Here is a 17,630-nt window from a genome sequence, read left to right as displayed (position 1 = left end):
AACGTTAGTGAGCGTGGCAATCTCAAGAAATTCTTTCCAAGATTGCTTCGTCAATTACTTCGTAATTTCCTCGCAATGACGGTTCGTCTTTCTCCCCAAACACATAAAATAATTCACGTCTATATCATCGCTTAATTTCCATTCATTTTTAGCAGGATCATATACCAAGCCTTTCAGCTCTTTAATTTCAATGTCGGTATCCGTAAGCATTTCATAAATTTCCGACGGTTTTAGGAATTTGCTATAATCATGAGTGTTTTTAGGCACCCAACCTAAAACATATTCAGCAACTATTATTCCAAGTACATAAGCTTTTTTAGTACGGTTAATCGTAGAAATTATTGCCATACCGTTTGGCTTAATATGCTTGACCAAATTTAGTATAAATTGCTGCACGTTTTCTACATGCTCAATAACCTCAAGACAAATTACCGCATCATATAACTTGTCACTCTGTAATTCTTCTATAGTAGATTGTAAATAATTTATTTTTACGCCGTTTTCCTTAGCATAAGCAGTTGCCGTTTCAATATTACTTTGCAGAGCGTCAATGGCTGTAACATTAAAACCTTGAGCCGCTAGAGGTGTTGCAATTAATCCTCCGCCGCAACCGACATCTAATATTTCTAATTTAGAAATATCGTTGTAATGCGAGGTTATTTTCTCTATTATATATTCAAGGCGAATAGGATTTATGCGGTGTAAGATACCGAATTCCCCATCCTTATTCCACCAATTATGAGAAATTTTCTCAAATTTTTCTAATTCTTTTTTATCGATTGAAGACATAGTCTATGATATAGGTATTATATTATTGCAGTATATGTCATTCCCGCGAAAGCGGGAATCCAGTAAAATATATAAAAATTTATTTTATATTAATATATGAAATTTATTTATTATGGATTCCCGCTTTCGCGGGAATGACATGAGCATTATCCCACTATACAATAAACATATATAATATACTCAGATGACTTTAATAATACTAGCCTTAATTTTAATTAGCTGCATATTTGCTCCTCTTGGCTGCATTGCCCTATGGAAGAGATATATTTATTTTGGCGATGGGCTTGCTCATAGTAGTTTTTTAGCGGCTAGCATAAGTATTATAGCACATTTTCCATTAATATATTCAGGAATAATAGTTGCGATTCTTTTTTCATTTTTTGTGTTTATTTTTAAAAATAATTCTGAGAAAAATGCAGTTATTAACTTAATTTCTAGCTTTATGCTAGCTGTTGCTTTGGTTATTAATTATTTTACTTCTTTGCAGAATAATATAGTGAATTTGTTGTTTGGGGATATTTTATCCGTGTCTTTTAATGATTTGATTATACTAGGGGTAGTGCTAATAACTATTATAAGCTTTATAGTATATTTTTATAATCAAATTCTTCTTATAATCATCAATAGAGATATTGCAGTCATAAAAGGCTTAAAGGTTAATATTATTGAGCTAATATTTTTACTTCTTCTCTCATTATCGGTATTTTCTGCTATAAAGATTGTCGGTGCATTGATGGTAACCGCTGTTTTACTTATTCCTGCTATGATTGCACGGTTTGTAGCATATAGTCCCTCCCAGATGATTATAATATCAATTCTTATCTCTTTATTTATTAATTTTTGTGCCGCCCTTAGCTCTTTCTATTTTGACCTACCTTTAACTCCATTGTTTATTATATTAGGCACGTTTATTTATGGTTTGTTGTATTTAAAGCGATTATTATGAACAAAAATGAATTTACTGAATATGTCAAAGAATTGTTAGAACCATATGGTTCAGTAGCCGTTCGTGCAATGTTTGGTGGATATAGTATATATAAGGGTGGTGTTATGGTAGGAATTATTAAGAGCAATGAATTATATTTTAAGTCAGACCTAAGCACTTATGAATATTTTCAATCTTTCGGTTCTGAGCCATTTGTATATCAAAGTAAAGGTAAACTTGTAACTTTATCATATTGGAAGGTGTTATCTGAAATTATGGAGGATCAAGAGTTATTAGGCAAGTGGTTTAAATTAGCGTTGAATGCTGCTATTAATAGTCAAAAGAAAAAATAAATGTTACCCCCGTTGCTTGACCGGTGTTGTTGTGTGTGGTGTTTTTTTTCGTCATTGCGAGGAAAAACTGTAAGTTTTGACGAAGCAATCCAGTTAAAAATTCTGATTTACAGAATTTTTTTTATTATTTTTCTGGATTGCCATGTTGCCTACGGCTCCGACCTTGTTGCATGGATTAAAAAACCTACTTGATGTCATTCCCGCCTACGCGTGAAGGTGTTGTTGCGTGGATCAGTTTTACCTCTGTCATCCCGTGGCTTGACCACGGGATCCAGTTAAAAATACTAAAATTATTAGTATTTTTTATTGTTTTTATGGACCTAGTTAGCAAGCCACGGGGTGACACAGTAGGTTTTACCGGTCTACGCAACAATGCTACGCGGGAATGACATAAAACAATCCATGCAACAAGGCTTGCAGTCGCTCGCAATGATGTTAGAATCTATCCACATTCTTCATAATCTCAAGATAGTCTATCTTACCACTTGCAAGCAGAGGTATTTCTGAATCGGTAATAATTACTTTCGGTAAATGTAGTAAAGAAATTTGAGTTTTAGATACTGTATCTGCAAAATTTTCTCTATTTATATCGGAACCGGTAGTAAGTAAAATAATTTTTTCTCCGTGCGTTTTATCGGCGATGGAAATAGCAGCGTGCAAGGAATCAGGATCAATTTCGCTTGCAAGTTCTTCAATTTTTGTAAGAGATATCATTTCCCCCGCTATTTTAGCAAAGCGTTTTAAACGTCCTAAAATTGTTATATATCCTTCAGAATCTATTTTGACTATATCGCCGGTGTCATACCATTCTTTATAAGTATGGTTGCTTTCTAAGTCTAAGTAACCAAGCATGATGTTAGGCCCCCTAATGAATAAACGTCCCCCTTCATTTATTCCCTCTACTTTCTCAAGCTTATAATCAATTTTCGGTAATAATCTTCCTACCGTGCCTGCTTTATTATGCATAGGGGTATTGCAAGCTATAATAGGTGATGCTTCTGTAATCCCATATCCTTCAAAAATACGTATGCCGTACTTATTAAGCCAGAATTGTCTTGTAGATTCTTTTAATTTCTCGCTACCGGCAAATATATAGCGTAATGAGTAAAAATCATATGGGTGAGCATAATTAGCATAACCGTTTAAAAAAGTATCGGTAGAAATTAATATAGTTGCTCCGATATCGTATATAACTTCAGGAATGCTGCGATAATTTAGTGGAGAAGGATATAGAAACAGCTTAATACCGTTTAAAGTTGTGATAATTGCACCACCAAGACCAAAGCAATGAAATAAAGGTAATGAGTTAAATACTATATCTTCAGGACTAAAAGGTACTTTAGCAGTTATTTGATATCTATTAGTTTGTAAATTTTTGTGAGATAGTAATACGGCTTTAGGTTCTCCTTCAGTACCTGAAGTAAAAATTATCACTGCCGGTTTTTCGTCATCACGATTACGACAAAAATAATTGTAATAAGTTTGGGCAAAATAACTTCCTATTTTTGCTTTTAGTTTTAGAGCTGTACCAATCTGATTTTTAAAATCTTCTAAATATATTATTTTAATACCGAAATCTAATAAGTTAGTTATTAATTCATGTAAATTTGCTTTCTCAATAAATTGTTTTGAAGTGTAAACTACTTTAATTTGTGCAAGTTTACAGGAGTTAATAATAGTACTTATGCCGCTGCTCCAGTTAATTATAGCAGGAACATAACCGCTAGATTGCATGGCATAAAAAGTAATTAACGTATTCGTGGTATTAGGCAACATTAAGCCTAAATTTCTGCCAAAGATATTATTCTTTTTGATTAAATCACCTAGGATAAAAGATTTTAATATTAAATCTCGATAAGTAACTGCATTATTTTCAAAATCATCAACTATTTTTTTCTTAAATCCATGAATTTTAGCTGCTTCTATAAGAGATGAGAATAAAGTATTTTTATAGTCTGAACTCTCAAACATCATGTCAGCCATGATATCATAAAGAGTCCTAGATATATAACTGCGTCGTTCTTGATTACTTGCAGCATCCATATTAGCGAATTTTACCGGCGGTAAAACGGTTATAGTAATTTTAGGAAATATTTTTCTTTTTAATATGTTTTTTAATTTTGATAAATGAGTAAATTGAGTACCGTCTATTCTAACCGGTAAAACGGTAGCACCGGCTTTATCGGCAATCATTCCCGGTCCTTCGTATATTTTCATTAAAGAGCCGGTAACGCTTATTCTACCTTCAGGGAAAATTGCTACTTTCTGATCTTTTTGTACTTCTTTTACTAAAGTCTTTATTGCCATTGGGTTACTTGGATCAACCGGTAAAGTTCTTGCCATACGTAAAAACGGCTTAATCCACCATATTTTTTGTATATCGGGACTAATTGCAAAAGTCATTTCTTCTCGTAAGTAAGTAGCAATTAGCGGTGGATCGAGATATGAAATATGATTAGCGACAACTACTACTTTTTTACCGGCTTTTTGGAAATTTTCAAATCCTTTAACTTCAACCTTATACGTAAGATCAAAACAGATTTGGAATATTCTTCGCAATAGCTTAAACGGAATAATTTTAACTTCAGGTATTAAGCGGTAAATATGTATAGTAACGATTATATTAGCTAGGCTAATAAATAATATAATCCAGGGTATAGTGAAATTTAGGTAAAATAATAAAGATAAAATAATTGTTGATCCCACCATGAAAATAGAATTAATGAGGTTATTAACGGCAATAATTCGGCTACGATGAGCAGGGTTTGCATAATGCTGTAATATAGCAAAAAGGGGAACGATATATAAACCGCCTATTGCTGCTAAGAAAAATAAATCTATAACTATTCGCCAATTATGTCTTTTTGATAAAAATACCAAAATACTTTTTAGCTGAGTAGGTTCATAGTTAACTGAGCTAATTCTACTTGCGAAGAATAAATCAATACCGAAAATACTAATGCCTAGGGCTGAAATAAATAGATATTTTACGGTAATCTCATCTTCAAATATTTTGCTACATAAAAACGAACCGGCCCCAACACCAAGCGAGAAAACCGCTAAAAATAAGTTAGCAACATTCTCATCAGCTTTAAAAGTTATCTTAGCAAGTAAAGGTATTTGTGAAATTATAGCAGCTCCGATAAACCAAAACCATGAAATACCAAGTATAGCTAAATATATCTGTTTTTTTGCTTTGGCATATTTAATCATATTTATGCTTTCATCTATAATATTAAAATTTATTTTAATATCACGATTTGCATTTTTAGATTTTGGAGAGAAAAGGCTTGTAATGAAGCCGAGAAAGGCGATGGTGATTAAGGAATAAATTATAAAATTATTGCTGATTGTATAATAGCTGCCGATTATAGTACCGATAAAAATACCGATAAAAGTTCCGGCTTCAACAAAGCCGTTAGCTCCAAGTAGTTCGTCTTTAGTTAGGTGATCAGGTAATACGCTATATTTTATTGGACCGAAAAAAGTAGAGTGTATACCCATTAAGCAAATAGAACAGAACAGAATTAGCAGATTATTATGATGAAATCCATAAATTGCAAAGGCAATTATACCGATTTCACAAATCTTAATAATTTTAATAAGATTTGCACGTTCGTATTTATCGGCAATTTGTCCTGCTATGCTTGCGAATATTATGAAAGGTAGTACAAAAGTAGCATTAGCAATTAAAACGAGTAGATTATTATATTTACTTAAAGAACCAGTAATGCCGTAAGTTATAAGAATTACTAGAGTATTTTTTAATATATTATCATTAAGACAACCACATAACTGTACTATAAAATTTGGTAAAAATCGTCTATCTTTGAAAAGATATAATTTGTTTGTGTCCATGATGTAAAATATTTTAAATACCAATTTTGTTGGATTCAAATCGTCATTGCGAGGAAAAATTGAAAATTTTGACGAAGCAATCTCAGGATGCTTGACAAGATTGCCACGTCAGGACTATGTCCCTCCACGCAACAACGTCTCCTCGCAATGACGGAAAAACCAATCCATGCAACAAAATCTAAACTCCCCAAATATTAGCAATTTATATTAATATGTCAAATTTAATGCTTATTCATGAGCTGCCTCTAAACGTCTTAATTTTATTAATTCATCAGTAAGAGATATATTTTCTTTTGTAGAATCAGTGTAATTTTTTACCATTGTTTGTAATTCAGATAAAGCTTGGCTTGTAGTATCTTTTGTTTTAGCTTTCTTTCTTCTTTGTAAATTCTTTTTTAAAGCAGTTGATAAGTTATTAAATTTAGTTGTCGGTTTGGCTTTTTTCGGTGCTTCTTTGGTATCTTCGGTAGATGACATAAATAATTATCTTTTCACATTAGCATTATTATATTATATTATGGATAAATAAATATAAATAATCTATGAATCAAAGTAATATAATCTCTCCTGAGTTACTGGATGAGAGAAAAAATATTGCAAGGCAAGGGGGCGGTGAAGCTAGGATCAACGCACAACATCAAAAAGGTAAGTTAACTGCACGAGAACGCATAGAAGTATTATTAGATCCGAATAGCTTTACCGAAACAGGTATGTTTGTATCCCATAGATGCGATAATTTTGGGATGCAGGATAAAAAGTTTTTAGGTGACGGCGTTGTAACGGGACATGGTACGATAAACGGTAGGTTGGTATTTATTTATAGCCAAGATTTTACCGTACTAGGTGGCTCTCTCGGCGAATATCATGCTAAGAAAATCTGCGATATTATCGATCAAGCTATAGCAACCGGTGCTCCCGTAATCGGTATTAACGACTCAGGGGGAGCAAGAATTCAAGAAGGGGTTGATGCTCTTGCCGGATACGGTGAATTATTTCAGCGTAATGTTTTAGCGTCGGGTGTTATCCCTCAAATTACCTTAATTATGGGACCTTGTGCCGGTGGTGCGGTATATTCCCCTGCCTTAACCGATTTTATATTCATGGTTAAGAATAGTTCTTATATGTTCGTAACCGGTCCCGATGTAGTAAAAACCGTTACGGGTGAAGAAGTAAGCCAAGAAAAGCTCGGCGGTGCTAGAATGCATACCACTAAAAGCGGTGTTGCCGATCTTGCATTCAATAATGATATAGAAGCATTGCTCGAAATTCGTAAGTTCTTTAACTTCCTTCCGTCATCTAATCGTAGTCCTCTTCCTGTTCGTTCGACTATTGATCCTGCCGATAGAGTCGATATGTCTCTTAGCACGTTAATACCTAACACTCCTAATAAGCCTTATGATATGAAAGAGCTTGTTGAGCGTATCGTTGATGAGGGAGAATTTTTTGAACTACAACCTGATTTTGCTAAGAATATCATTATTGGCTTTGGTTATATGGAAGGTTATCCGGTAGGATTTGTGGCTAATCAGCCTTTGCATTTAGCAGGATGTTTAGATATAAACGCCTCAAGAAAAGCAGCAAGATTTATTAGATTTTGTGATGCTTTCAATATTCCTATAGTAAGCCTTGTTGATGTACCTGGATTTCTGCCTGGTACATCCCAAGAGCATGACGGTATTATTAAACACGGGGCTAAGCTGTTATACGCGTATGCGGAAGCTACAGTGCCGAAGATTACCGTAATTACCCGTAAGGCTTATGGAGGTGCTTATATAGTTATGAATTCCAAGCATCTTAGAGGCGATATAAACTATGCTTGGTTTAATTCGGAAATCGCTGTTATGGGTGCAGAGGGAGCAGCCGAGATAATATTTAAGGAAGAATGTAAAGACCCTGAAGCTAAAAAACAAAAAATCGATGAATATAGAAAAGTAGTAACTTCGCCTTTTGTTGCGGCATCTAGGGGATATTTGGATGATATTATAAGACCGCAAAATACTAGATGGCGAATATGTAAGGCGTTAAATTTCCTGCGTACTAAAAAAGTAGAATTACCTTGGAAGAAGCATGATAATTTGCCGTTGTAATTGTTATTCCTGTGTGGATAAATCGTCATTGCGAGGAGCGAAGCGACGTGGCAATCTCGTGCCAAAGTCCTGAGATTGCTTCGTCAATTACCTCGTAATTTCCTCGCACAATGACAAAAACTAAAATTATAACAAAAAACTATGAATAAACCATTATTTGATAAAATTTTAATTGCTAATCGTAGCGAAATCGCCGTTAGGATAATACGTACCTTAAAAAAGATGGGAATAAAGTCGGTTGCAGTATATTCTGAAGCAGATACAAACTCAATGTATGTGCAGCATGCAGATGAGGCTTATTATATAGGTGATTCCCCTGCAACGGAAAGTTATTTATCTATTAAAAATATTATTTCAGCGATTCGTGAAAGTGGAGCAAGTGCAGTACATCCAGGTTATGGTTTTTTATCGGAAAATCCGAATTTTGCTAATATTCTTAAAAGAGAAGGTGTGGTTTTAATAGGACCGAGTGCCGGAACTATTAAAAAAATGGGCGATAAAATCGAAGCAAAAAAGATAGCGATAGAAGCCGGAGTTAGCACCGTTCCGGGTTATATGGGAACTATAAACGATGTTAAGCAAGCGGTGGATATTGCTAAAGAGATTGGTTTTCCGGTAATAGTAAAAGCGGCTGCCGGCGGCGGTGGACGTGGTATGAGAGTAGTGAATAATCCCGCTGAAATGGCAAATGCTTTTGAGTCGGCAAAGCTTGAAGCAGCCAATAGTTTTAGTGACGATAGATTATTTATTGAGAAGTTAATTCAAATTCCCCGTCATATCGAAATTCAGCTAATTGCCGATCAATACGGCAATAGTGTATGTCTCGGAGAGCGTGAATGTTCAATACAGCGTCACCATCAAAAAGTAATCGAAGAAGCACCAAGTTCTTTTATTACCGAAGATATAAGGCAAGAAATGTATCGGCAGGTAATATCCTTATCTCAAAAAGTGGGATATTATTCGGCCGGTACCGTTGAGTTTATAGTAGATAGCAATAAAAATTTCTATTTTTTAGAAATGAATACTAGGTTGCAAGTCGAGCATCCTGTTACTGAGCTAATTACTGGTATAGATATCGTTGAAGAGATGATAAAAATTGCAGCCGGTGAGAAATTATCATTTACGCAAGATGACGTAAAATTAAAAGGTTGGGCATTTGAATCACGAATTTGTGCCGAAAACCCAAGCCGAGGTTTCTTACCTTCTAGCGGTAGAATTATAGCTTATTCCGAACCTGCAAAGAGTCCTAATATCCGTATAGATACAGGAATTGGGCTTGGCGGTGAAGTAAGTATGTTTTATGATTCGATGATTGCAAAATTATGTACTTACGGTGAAACAAGAGAGCAGGCGATTGAGGTAATGCGTTCTGCTTTGAGTTCTTATATAATTAATGGTATTGCTCATAATATCAGTTTCTTAGAAGCTGTAATGCTACATCCACGCTTTGTTAGCGGCGATATTTCTACTGCCTTTATTCAAGAAGAATATCCTGACGGTTTTTCCGGAGCTAGTCTAACTTCAGAAGTAACTACCGTATTTTTAGCAACGGCTATTTTTATTTATATATCAGAGCAAAGACGTGCTTCTTTAATTTCCGGCAATATTAACAATCAAGCTAACAAAATAGGTACAAGATGGGTGGTAACTATCGATGATAAATTATTCCCCGTATTAATTACACCTGTTGAAAACGGCTATAATATACGTCACGAAAGCGATAGAATATATATTCGTAGTAACTGGAATTTAGGTAATGAACTTTTTACTGCTATAATTAACGGTAAAAAGACAAATGTAAAAATTGAGAATATCAGAACCGGTTATTTATTATCGCATGCCGGTATTAGCGTAAAAGCCTTTGTTCGCTCTCCTCGTATATCAGAACTTGAAGCGTTAATGGTCTCAAAAGTAGTGGTGGAAGAAAGCTCCGAACTACAAGCTCCTCTAAGCGGTCAAATTGCTGCAATAAAGGTGAAAGAAGGGCAGGAAGTGACGGCAGGGCAAGAAATTATGATTTTAACTGCTATGAAAATGGAAAATCTTATTTTAGCCGAAAGAGACGGAAAAATAGTTAAAATTTTTGTTAATGAAAAGGATAATGTTGTAAGAGGACAGGTATTATTAGAATTTGCTTGATATACTCTGCTATCGCTATTGCGAGTGGGCATTGTTGCGTGGACCTGCTTTTCCGTCATTGCGAGAAGAATTACGTAGTAATTCGACGAAGCAATCCAGTAAAATTCTGATTTACAGAATTTTTTTATTATTTTTTCTGGATTGCCGCGTCGCTTCGCTCCTCGCAATGACGGAAAAGCCTATCCATGCAACAATAGAAAGCACTTTACTATATTTATTTATTCAGGTATATCCATTAAGTCAAAATTTTCTTCTAAAATACTAAAGTTAGTATCTTTCTCAAGACATAAAATATTAAAGCTAGTTTCTTCTTCGAGAATATGTTCCATTAAGTTAAAACTTTCTTCAATACCTGAAATCTTTGATTTGTTTACCTTATCAGCCATTTCTATAGCTTCAGCGTATTTATCTAGATTGTAAAAAGAACTACCGCAATTAAATAAAGCACTTTGATAGAGTGAGAAATGGTTATCAGAGATCTGACTATAATATTTTATGGCTTCTATAAATTTTCCTTGTTGAAAGTAACACTCTTCTATATTAAACAGAGCATAAGGATAAGATGTGCTATTTTTATCTATTTTGCTATAAGCTTCTATAGCTTCTTTATATTGCTCATTCCCAAAATAATTATTTCCTTTCGTAAGATTTGGATTAGCCATGGTTCCTCCGTATTTTAATTAGATTTTTTTATAAAAAAGTATATATTACCATGAAATATGGGAATCATATTTCATGGTAATATATATGTATCTAATAAATGTGCAAGAGGTTTTTTATTTGATGTTATTTCTAACTAAAATCAGTAATCCAGAAAAACAACTAAAAATACTAACTTTATTAGTATTTTTAACTGGATTCCGTGAATAAATCGGTGTTGTTGCATGGATACCCGAATCGTCATTGCGAGGAGCGAAGCGACGTGGCAATCCAGAAAAATAATTAAAAAAATTCTGTAAATCAGAATTTTTTACTGGATTGCTTCGTCGAATTACTGCGTAATTCTTCTCGCAATGACGGAAAACCGATCCATGCAACAACGCCGAATAAATCACGGAATGACATAGGTAAAACTGGTCCACGTAGGCAACGCCTATGAAGAAATCACATTGAACTAACCTTCAAACTTAGCATCAAATAGCTTTTTTGTATCACCGCCTAAAGAAGTTTGATTTTCACCAAGCTGATTAAGGTCTTGAATAGAAAAGAATACAGAGTTAGAAGAAGGAATATCTCCTAACCTAGAACCTGTTTTAGGTTTTTCAGTTTCAAACTTAAAATCAGAAACATAGCCCTCGTCTTCTACTATAGTATGTGTATTTATTGGAATTTTCTTCCCGCTAGAATAATCTTCTAGCAGTGCTTTAATTTCTGTGAAATTTTGTAAATCTTGTTTTAGTTGTTTTTTGAATTTAGAAAATTTTTGCTTTATTTGTTCTAATGATAAATTCTTGTATTCGTCATAATGTGATGAGACACTTGTTTTTAATATCCTATCTAATATATATTTGTGGTTAGGATTATTAGCTTTTTTACATAATGTAGAAATTTCAGTGATTTGAGTTAGTTGAAACGATATATCGCTATGTAAGTTATCTTTTTCCCATCCTTTAACATTATAGTTAGCGCCGTGTTTAAGTAAATTTTTACTATTATGGTCTGCCCATGCTCTGATGCAAGCATTAAAGGTGATGCATCTTTATTGCCGTTAATTTTTGCTCCTGCCTTTAATAATGTTTTTACCCCTTCTAACTTACCGTCTATTATTGCTATTTCTAGAGCTATATCCAAATTAGCATTTTTAGATAAAAGATATTTTGCAATTTCTTTTCTATTTTTTAAATTTGCGGTACTTAACGGTGTATTAAAACAATATTCAGTATTAACATCAAAACTGTATATTTCAACAAATTTTTTAATTACTTCAAGTTTATTTTCGTTTATTGCTTTAAAAAAGATTTGCTTATGAAGATCGTTTACATTTTGACCGCCTTGTGCTGCTTCTTCTAAGGTTGTATTTAAATAAGTTGCTCCCTTTATTAAAAGATAACATGTAATATCTGTTTTATAAGGTTCTGCTAAGCCAGCAGCAAGTCTTAATGGGTTAAAACCAAAATTACTAAAATTGACATCCGCTTCTTGTTTTTCTACAAAATACTTTACTAACGTTAAACTTTGGTTTTGTATTGCTTGTATTAGGCTAGAATTAGGTTCAAACGTAAGATGATTAAGTAGATATTCAGCTTGTTCATAGTTGTTTTTAAATGCAAATTCTAATGATTTGCACCTTGCGATATAAGGCCTTCTATGAGATTTATTTTATTTAAATCTGGATTATCTAAGCTAGTTACAATATTTAATGCTGTTCCTTCTTGAGGATGAAACGCATTAAAATATTGTTTTAAATATAGTTATTACAATTTCTGTGTTTGTAGTTGCCGTGGTATTAGTTCCTAAACGGTTTTTAATCTTAGAACCTTTCCCCGGAGCTAAAGAGGATTTTTTCATGATAATTTACCTTAAATTAATTTATAGCGTGCGTACTATAGATTAATCTAAGTAAATTATCAATATCTTAATTGATAGTAAAATAATTTACAATCTCTTAACTTTAAGTTGTATTTGATGGTTCTCTAATTCTACTTTACTTACATAATCAGGTGTGAAATTTTTAGAAAACTCGCCTAAAGTTTGTTCTTTAATAAAGTCTCCATAATTATCAATTATCTTAGATAAATCAAACTCGCTTATTATCTCAATTAAAATCCTGTCGATTATAGAGAAATCGGCATCTTTTCGAGCCTGTTGTATGAAGCGTACAATGTCTCTTGCGTATCCTTCTTCTATTAACTCAGCTGTTAGCTCTAAATCAAGTATTAACAAGCTACTATTATTCTCAAAACTTGCTGCTCCTTTTATATGTGAATATGGCTCTAAAATTAGCTTATATTCCTCATTATTTAAGGTTTCACTGCATATAGCTAAACCGCCTGCGATAGCTTCCCACTCACCTTTTTTGGAGGCGGCTATAATCTCTTTCATTTTAGCGGGAAGACGTTTACCAAGCATTGGGAAATTAATCGATAGTTTTTTGCTTGCGTAATTCTCTAGATCGTCACGATAAATTACTGATTTAACATTAATCTCATCCTTGATCAAATCTTCAAAATCTTTGAGATCGTTATTATGTTTACTGATAATAATTATGCTAGCAAGCGGCTGCCTTACCCTGATATTTTCAGTACTTCTAATAAACAGGCTATTACTACAAATATCAAGCACGTTATCCATAGTAGCAACTAGCTCGTGATTTACCTCAAAGCTTGAGAGGTCAGGATAGTTGCATAGATGGACGGAAATAGAACCGTCATTGCGAGGCGATGTTGCCTGTGTGGATACCAAACCGTCATTGCGAGGCACTGAAAGTGCCGTGGCAATCTCATGAGAATGTCCTGAGATTGCTTCGTCAAGACTTGCGTCTTTCCTCGCAATGACGTTTGGTTGTTTATGACATAGCCCCTTATATATCGCCTCCGAAATCATAGGCACTAATGCCGACATCGCAATAGCCATGGTCTCTAAACATGAATATAGAGTATTATAAGCATTTTGTTTATCTGCATCTTTTTCGCTTTTCCAAAATCTGGCTCTACTTCGTCTTATATACCAGTTATTCAATACTTCAAAAAATTCTGAAACTGCGTGATAAGCCGTTTGCGTATCGAAATTATCTAAGCTCTCTTCAATTTTTTGTACTGCTATTTTAAGCTTGGATAATATATAAACATCAAGCACGTTTTCAGAAGCAAAACTAACCTCACCTTTAAGCGAATCGGCATTAGCATACATCGTAAAGAAATGGTAAGCATTCCAAATAGGTTTGATAAATAAACGAAGCGTATCAAATACCATCTTACCGTCTTTATCGATTAATAGCTCCTGACCTTTAACAACGTTTGAAGATAGCATCGTAACTCTTAATGCGTCAGAGCCGTATTTATCAAATAGCTCCAGCGGATCGGCGTAGTTATTAAGACGCTTTGAGAGTTTTTGACCGGTAGCGTCTAAAATCACACCGTGGCATATACAATTTAAAAACGGCGGACGATCAAATAAAGCGGTAGATAGCACCATTAAAGTATAAAACCAACCACGTGTTTGAGCTGAATATTCAACTATAAAATCAGCCGGAAAATGATCCTCAAACCATTCTTTATTTTCAAAAGGGTAGTGGGCTTGTCCGTATGGCATCGAGCCGCTTTCAAACCAGCAGTCAAACACGTCTTCGATTCTACGCATTGTTGATTTACCTGTTGGATCATCAGGATTGACCCTAGTAAGTTCATCGATAAACGGACGATGTAAATCAGTAACTTTAACGCCGAAATCTTTCTCTAATTCCTCTATAGAACCGTAAACATCTATACGTGGATATTTTGGATCATCGGACTTCCAAACAGGTAAGGGTGTTCCCCAAAATCTATTACGGCTTATTGACCAATCACGGGCATTTTCAAGCCACTTACCGAATAAATTATCTTTAACGTGATGTGGAATCCAATTTATTTGCTGATTTAATTCTACCATCCTATCTTTAAACTGCGTAACCTTTACATACCACGATGGAACGGCCTTATATATAAGAGGCGTATCTGTTCGCCAGCAATGAGGATAATTATGAATATACTGCTCAGTTTTTAGCCAATTTCCTTGCTCTTTCAGTTTGATTATTATTTCGTCATTTGCATCAAATACCTGTAAGCCCTCTAAATCAGGAATTTCTTTAGTGAATTTACCGCTATTATCAACAGGACAAACAAGCTCAATACCTTTCGATTCGCAAAGTATTTGGTCATCTTCACCAAAGCCCGGAGCCATATGTACAACACCCGTGCCATCACCCTCAACTACGAAATCACCTGCAAATATCTTGAAGCTGTTTGGATGATTCTTGAAATAGTCGAATAAAGGCTTATAGCTCAATCCTTGAAGCTCTGAGCCTTTAATTATCTCAAAATTTTCTTCACCGCTAAGCCCTAATTCTTTAGCATATTTAGAAACTGACGAGGCAGCTATTATATAACAAATATTTTCTTTAGGGACTAATGCATAATCGATATCACTACCGACGACTAAGGCTAGATTTGACGGTAATGTCCAGGGAGTAGTTGTCCAAGCAAGGATTCTGTATTCTATGTTATCCCCGCGAAGGCGGGGATCCAGTACTTTATAGTTAGTGTTAAGTTGAGATTGTTCCATTTTTTCCTGGATTCCCGCTTTCGCGGGAATGACATCGGTTATGTTTTTAGGATGACATAGTACAAAACTCACCGTTACAGCTTTATCTGCTCGCTCACGATAAGAATTATCAAGTCTTGTTTCAAAATTAGAAAGCGGTGTTTCGCATGCCCAAGAATAAGGCATTACCCGCATAGATTCATACAATAACCCCTTATTATATAACTCCTTAAATGCCCAAAGTACGGATTCCATAAAATTCTTATCCACCGTTTTATAAGAATTTTTAAAATCTACCCATCTTGCTTGACGAGTTACATATTCTTCCCAGTCGCTCGCATATTTCATTACCGAAGCTCTGCAATGTGCATTAAACTTCTCTATACCGAAATTAGTTATTGCAAGACGTCCTGAAATGCCAAGTTCTTTTTCTGATTGCATTTCAGCAGGAAGACCGTGACAGTCCCAGCCAAAGCGACGCTCAACTTTTTTGCCTTTAACCGTTTGGTATCTAGCATATACGTCTTTAATAAAACCGGTAAGCAAGTGACCGTAATGCGGCAAACCGTTTGCAAAAGGTGGTCCGTCATAAAAAATAAATTCCGACTCTCCATTCCTATCATCAATAGATTTTTGGAATATATTATTCTCTTGCCAAAATTTTAGTATCTCTCGCTCTAAGCCTGCAAAATCAGCATTCGAGCTAACTTCAGGGTAATATTTAGTATTTGTCATTATTTTAGAAATTATTATAATAGTTTGGTCTATAATAATAGATAATGACACAGAGATAAATACATAATTTGTACTAAACTATTTGGTATTGTAAAATAATAGATTGATATCGTCATTGTGAAGGGGATTGTTAGTGTGGATATCGATGTCATTCCTGCGAGGCTTTATTGCGTGGACCGAAAAATCCGTTCGGTGTCATACCGTGGCTTGACCACGGTATCCAAAAAACAATAAAAATACTAATAATATTAGTATTTTTAACTGGATCCCGCGATCTAAGTCGCGGGATGACAGAGGTGAAATTGATCCACGTAACAACGCTTCGCGGGAATGACATCGAGAGTAATGCAACAAGTTACGTTAAGTAAACATTCTAACTATGGGTATATTTGAGGGGTCGAGTAGTTTTTTCATCTGCGAGAAAGTTTTTACTATATTTTCTACGGAAGTCTCAATAAATTTATCGGTTTCGATATAATTCTCCGATTCGTCTTGAATATAAAAAAGAATAGAGGAGACATAAACCGATAGCAATAAACCTTTTTTAGTATAATAGTTAAAATCAAGAGATTTATCGCCGGTATAACGCCAAATAGCATCACAACTACGGAATGCAACTTCAGTTCCTTGCATTGGGTTTAACGCAAAATAAGCGGCATTCTTACTATGAATAATAGGGAGTACGGTTTTGATCCTAATCTTTACCGCTAAAGATATTTTATCTCTTATTTTTGCCGGCTCTTCTATTGTCTTTAAGCTTTCTAGCATAATATTATCTAAGTAGCTTTCAAAGAATTCTATTATTTCAGATAAACCTTCCGGAAAAACTATTAAAGCATAACCTTTTGCAAAGCCGCATTTTTCTTCTGCTTCTTCAAGTAGCTTATTATTCCATTCATTAAACGGTAATAATTCTAATAAAGATTGCACGAAACTTATTTTTTTGATATGGTGTTCTTCTTTAATGCTCATATTTTTTAACCTTGACATATAACTTAATTATAGGGTATAGTTCAATAAACCACAATATCTTTTAAGGAGAGTAATTTTAGTGATACTAGTAAATGTTCACGCCGGTAATTGTGACAATACGCTTAAGAATTTTAAGAAAAAGCTACAAAGAGAGCTTTATTTTCGTAAGATGAAAGAACAGCGTTATTATGAAACACCTTCAGCGAAGCGTGTTCGTAAAGCACAAGAAGCAGCAAGAAGACAGAGAAAATTTGCTCGTAAAAAAATGTTTGATGAATAAAATTTCAAACAATTTTAATACTAAATAAAAAGCTAGAAATATTAATATTTCTAGCTTTTTTGTTATGTAGATTGCTTCGTAATTTTTCGTCATTGCGAGGAAATTGCATAGCAATTGTACGTCCGCAATCTCAGGATATTTGATGAGATTGCCACGTCGCTTCGCTCCTCGCAATGACGATTAGGTGTCCACGCAGCAACGCCCCCGCAGGAATGACATTAAAGTACAAAATATTCCCAATTAGCTTTTTTTTA

At 34.3% G+C, this 17,630-nt stretch carries 14 protein-coding genes and 2 pseudogenes; 6 read left to right on the top strand and 10 right to left on the bottom strand.

Annotation, left to right across the window (positions count from 1 at the left end):
- Positions 1–54: 54 nt before the first annotated feature.
- A complete protein-coding gene (gene ubiG, locus BN1174_RS01800) occupies positions 55–789 on the bottom strand; it encodes a bifunctional 2-polyprenyl-6-hydroxyphenol methylase/3-demethylubiquinol 3-O-methyltransferase UbiG (RefSeq protein ID WP_040256057.1) in 735 nt (244 codons plus the stop codon).
- Positions 790–973: 184 nt separating this feature from the next.
- On the opposite strand from ubiG, the gene BN1174_RS01795 reads away from it, so the two are divergent.
- Both BN1174_RS01795 and BN1174_RS01790 read left to right on the top strand, forming a co-directional pair.
- The gene (locus tag BN1174_RS01795) at positions 974–1,735 is read left to right on the top strand and encodes a metal ABC transporter permease (protein WP_040256055.1); all 762 of its coding nucleotides are present in this window, start codon (positions 974–976) and stop codon (positions 1,733–1,735) included.
- Entirely contained in the window at positions 1,732–2,067 is a 336-nt protein-coding gene (locus BN1174_RS01790) for a TfoX/Sxy family protein (protein WP_040256053.1), read from the top strand. The genes BN1174_RS01795 and BN1174_RS01790 overlap by 4 nt, the downstream gene beginning before the upstream one ends.
- Before the next feature lie 214 nt (positions 2,068–2,281).
- On the opposite strand, the pseudogene BN1174_RS10620 reads toward BN1174_RS01790, so the two are convergent.
- The 3 genes and pseudogenes from BN1174_RS10620 to BN1174_RS01775 form a co-directional block, all read right to left on the bottom strand.
- Positions 2,282–2,443, bottom strand: a pseudogene (locus BN1174_RS10620) (tRNA lysidine(34) synthetase TilS); the annotation flags it as partial.
- A 59-nt stretch (positions 2,444–2,502) separates the two neighbouring features.
- Complete coding sequence (locus BN1174_RS01780) at positions 2,503–5,925, bottom strand: acyl-[ACP]--phospholipid O-acyltransferase (RefSeq protein WP_040256051.1); 3,423 nt, start codon at positions 5,923–5,925, stop codon at positions 2,503–2,505.
- A 228-nt stretch (positions 5,926–6,153) separates the two neighbouring features.
- A complete protein-coding gene (locus tag BN1174_RS01775; RefSeq protein WP_040256049.1) occupies positions 6,154–6,402 on the bottom strand; it encodes a hypothetical protein in 249 nt (82 codons plus the stop codon).
- Between the two features lie 65 nt (positions 6,403–6,467).
- On the opposite strand from BN1174_RS01775, the gene BN1174_RS01770 reads away from it, so the two are divergent.
- From BN1174_RS01770 to BN1174_RS09655, 3 genes are all read left to right on the top strand, one after another.
- Complete coding sequence (locus BN1174_RS01770) at positions 6,468–8,012, top strand: acyl-CoA carboxylase subunit beta (protein ID WP_040256047.1); 1,545 nt, start codon at positions 6,468–6,470, stop codon at positions 8,010–8,012.
- 141 nt (positions 8,013–8,153) lie between these two features.
- The gene (locus BN1174_RS01765; RefSeq protein WP_040256045.1) at positions 8,154–10,151 is read left to right on the top strand and encodes an acetyl-CoA carboxylase biotin carboxylase subunit; all 1,998 of its coding nucleotides are present in this window, start codon (positions 8,154–8,156) and stop codon (positions 10,149–10,151) included.
- Positions 10,144–10,416 carry a hypothetical protein gene (locus BN1174_RS09655; RefSeq protein WP_156138439.1) on the top strand — a complete coding sequence of 91 codons (273 nt, stop codon included), beginning with the start codon at positions 10,144–10,146 and terminating at the stop codon, positions 10,414–10,416. The genes BN1174_RS01765 and BN1174_RS09655 overlap by 8 nt, the downstream gene beginning before the upstream one ends.
- On the opposite strand, the gene BN1174_RS01760 is transcribed toward BN1174_RS09655, so the two are convergent.
- The 5 genes from BN1174_RS01760 to BN1174_RS01745 form a co-directional block, all read right to left on the bottom strand.
- Positions 10,370–10,813: a tetratricopeptide repeat protein gene (locus tag BN1174_RS01760; protein WP_040256043.1), complete on the bottom strand. Its 444-nt coding sequence runs from the start codon at positions 10,811–10,813 to the stop codon at positions 10,370–10,372. The two genes, BN1174_RS09655 and BN1174_RS01760, sit on opposite strands and share 47 nt — an antisense overlap.
- Before the next feature lie 114 nt (positions 10,814–10,927).
- The gene (locus BN1174_RS11425; RefSeq protein ID WP_231555738.1) at positions 10,928–11,233 is read right to left on the bottom strand and encodes a hypothetical protein; all 306 of its coding nucleotides are present in this window, start codon (positions 11,231–11,233) and stop codon (positions 10,928–10,930) included.
- A gap of 481 nt (positions 11,234–11,714) precedes the next feature.
- The gene (locus BN1174_RS12590; protein WP_331370588.1) at positions 11,715–12,338 is read right to left on the bottom strand and encodes an ankyrin repeat domain-containing protein; all 624 of its coding nucleotides are present in this window, start codon (positions 12,336–12,338) and stop codon (positions 11,715–11,717) included.
- A 408-nt stretch (positions 12,339–12,746) separates the two neighbouring features.
- Complete coding sequence (ileS, locus tag BN1174_RS01750) at positions 12,747–16,124, bottom strand: isoleucine--tRNA ligase (RefSeq protein ID WP_040257875.1); 3,378 nt, start codon at positions 16,122–16,124, stop codon at positions 12,747–12,749.
- Between the two features lie 360 nt (positions 16,125–16,484).
- Positions 16,485–17,096 carry a COQ9 family protein gene (locus BN1174_RS01745; protein WP_040257873.1) on the bottom strand — a complete coding sequence of 204 codons (612 nt, stop codon included), beginning with the start codon at positions 17,094–17,096 and terminating at the stop codon, positions 16,485–16,487.
- 79 nt (positions 17,097–17,175) lie between these two features.
- Between BN1174_RS01745 and rpsU the strand changes: the two genes are divergently transcribed.
- Entirely contained in the window at positions 17,176–17,376 is a 201-nt protein-coding gene (gene rpsU, locus BN1174_RS01740) for a 30S ribosomal protein S21 (RefSeq protein ID WP_012148483.1), read from the top strand.
- Between the two features lie 66 nt (positions 17,377–17,442).
- Here the strand turns inward: rpsU and BN1174_RS13320 are convergent.
- Positions 17,443–17,576 (bottom strand): annotated as a pseudogene (locus BN1174_RS13320) (polysaccharide polymerase); the annotation flags it as partial.
- Positions 17,577–17,630 lie beyond the last annotated feature (54 nt).

This window comes from Rickettsia hoogstraalii (assembly GCF_000825685.1).
Lineage (GTDB): Bacteria > Pseudomonadota > Alphaproteobacteria > Rickettsiales > Rickettsiaceae > Rickettsia > Rickettsia hoogstraalii.
This window is presented reverse-complemented; position numbering and strand designations above follow the sequence as displayed.

Bases quoted from the DNA above. Each gene is read 5' to 3' on its own strand.
- BN1174_RS01770 (WP_040256047.1), top strand. From the start codon at position 6,468: ATGAATCAAAGTAATATAATCTCTCCTGAGTTACTGGATGAGAGAAAA.
- BN1174_RS01775 (WP_040256049.1), bottom strand. From the start codon at position 6,402: ATGTCATCTACCGAAGATACCAAAGAAGCACCGAAAAAAGCCAAACCG.
- BN1174_RS01795 (WP_040256055.1), top strand. From the start codon at position 974: ATGACTTTAATAATACTAGCCTTAATTTTAATTAGCTGCATATTTGCT.
- BN1174_RS01765 (WP_040256045.1), top strand. From the start codon at position 8,154: ATGAATAAACCATTATTTGATAAAATTTTAATTGCTAATCGTAGCGAA.
- BN1174_RS01745 (WP_040257873.1), bottom strand. From the start codon at position 17,096: ATGAGCATTAAAGAAGAACACCATATCAAAAAAATAAGTTTCGTGCAA.
- BN1174_RS01790 (WP_040256053.1), top strand. From the start codon at position 1,732: ATGAACAAAAATGAATTTACTGAATATGTCAAAGAATTGTTAGAACCA.
- BN1174_RS01760 (WP_040256043.1), bottom strand. From the start codon at position 10,813: ATGGCTAATCCAAATCTTACGAAAGGAAATAATTATTTTGGGAATGAG.
- ubiG (WP_040256057.1), bottom strand. From the start codon at position 789: ATGTCTTCAATCGATAAAAAAGAATTAGAAAAATTTGAGAAAATTTCT.
- ileS (WP_040257875.1), bottom strand. From the start codon at position 16,124: ATGACAAATACTAAATATTACCCTGAAGTTAGCTCGAATGCTGATTTT.
- BN1174_RS01780 (WP_040256051.1), bottom strand. From the start codon at position 5,925: ATGGACACAAACAAATTATATCTTTTCAAAGATAGACGATTTTTACCA.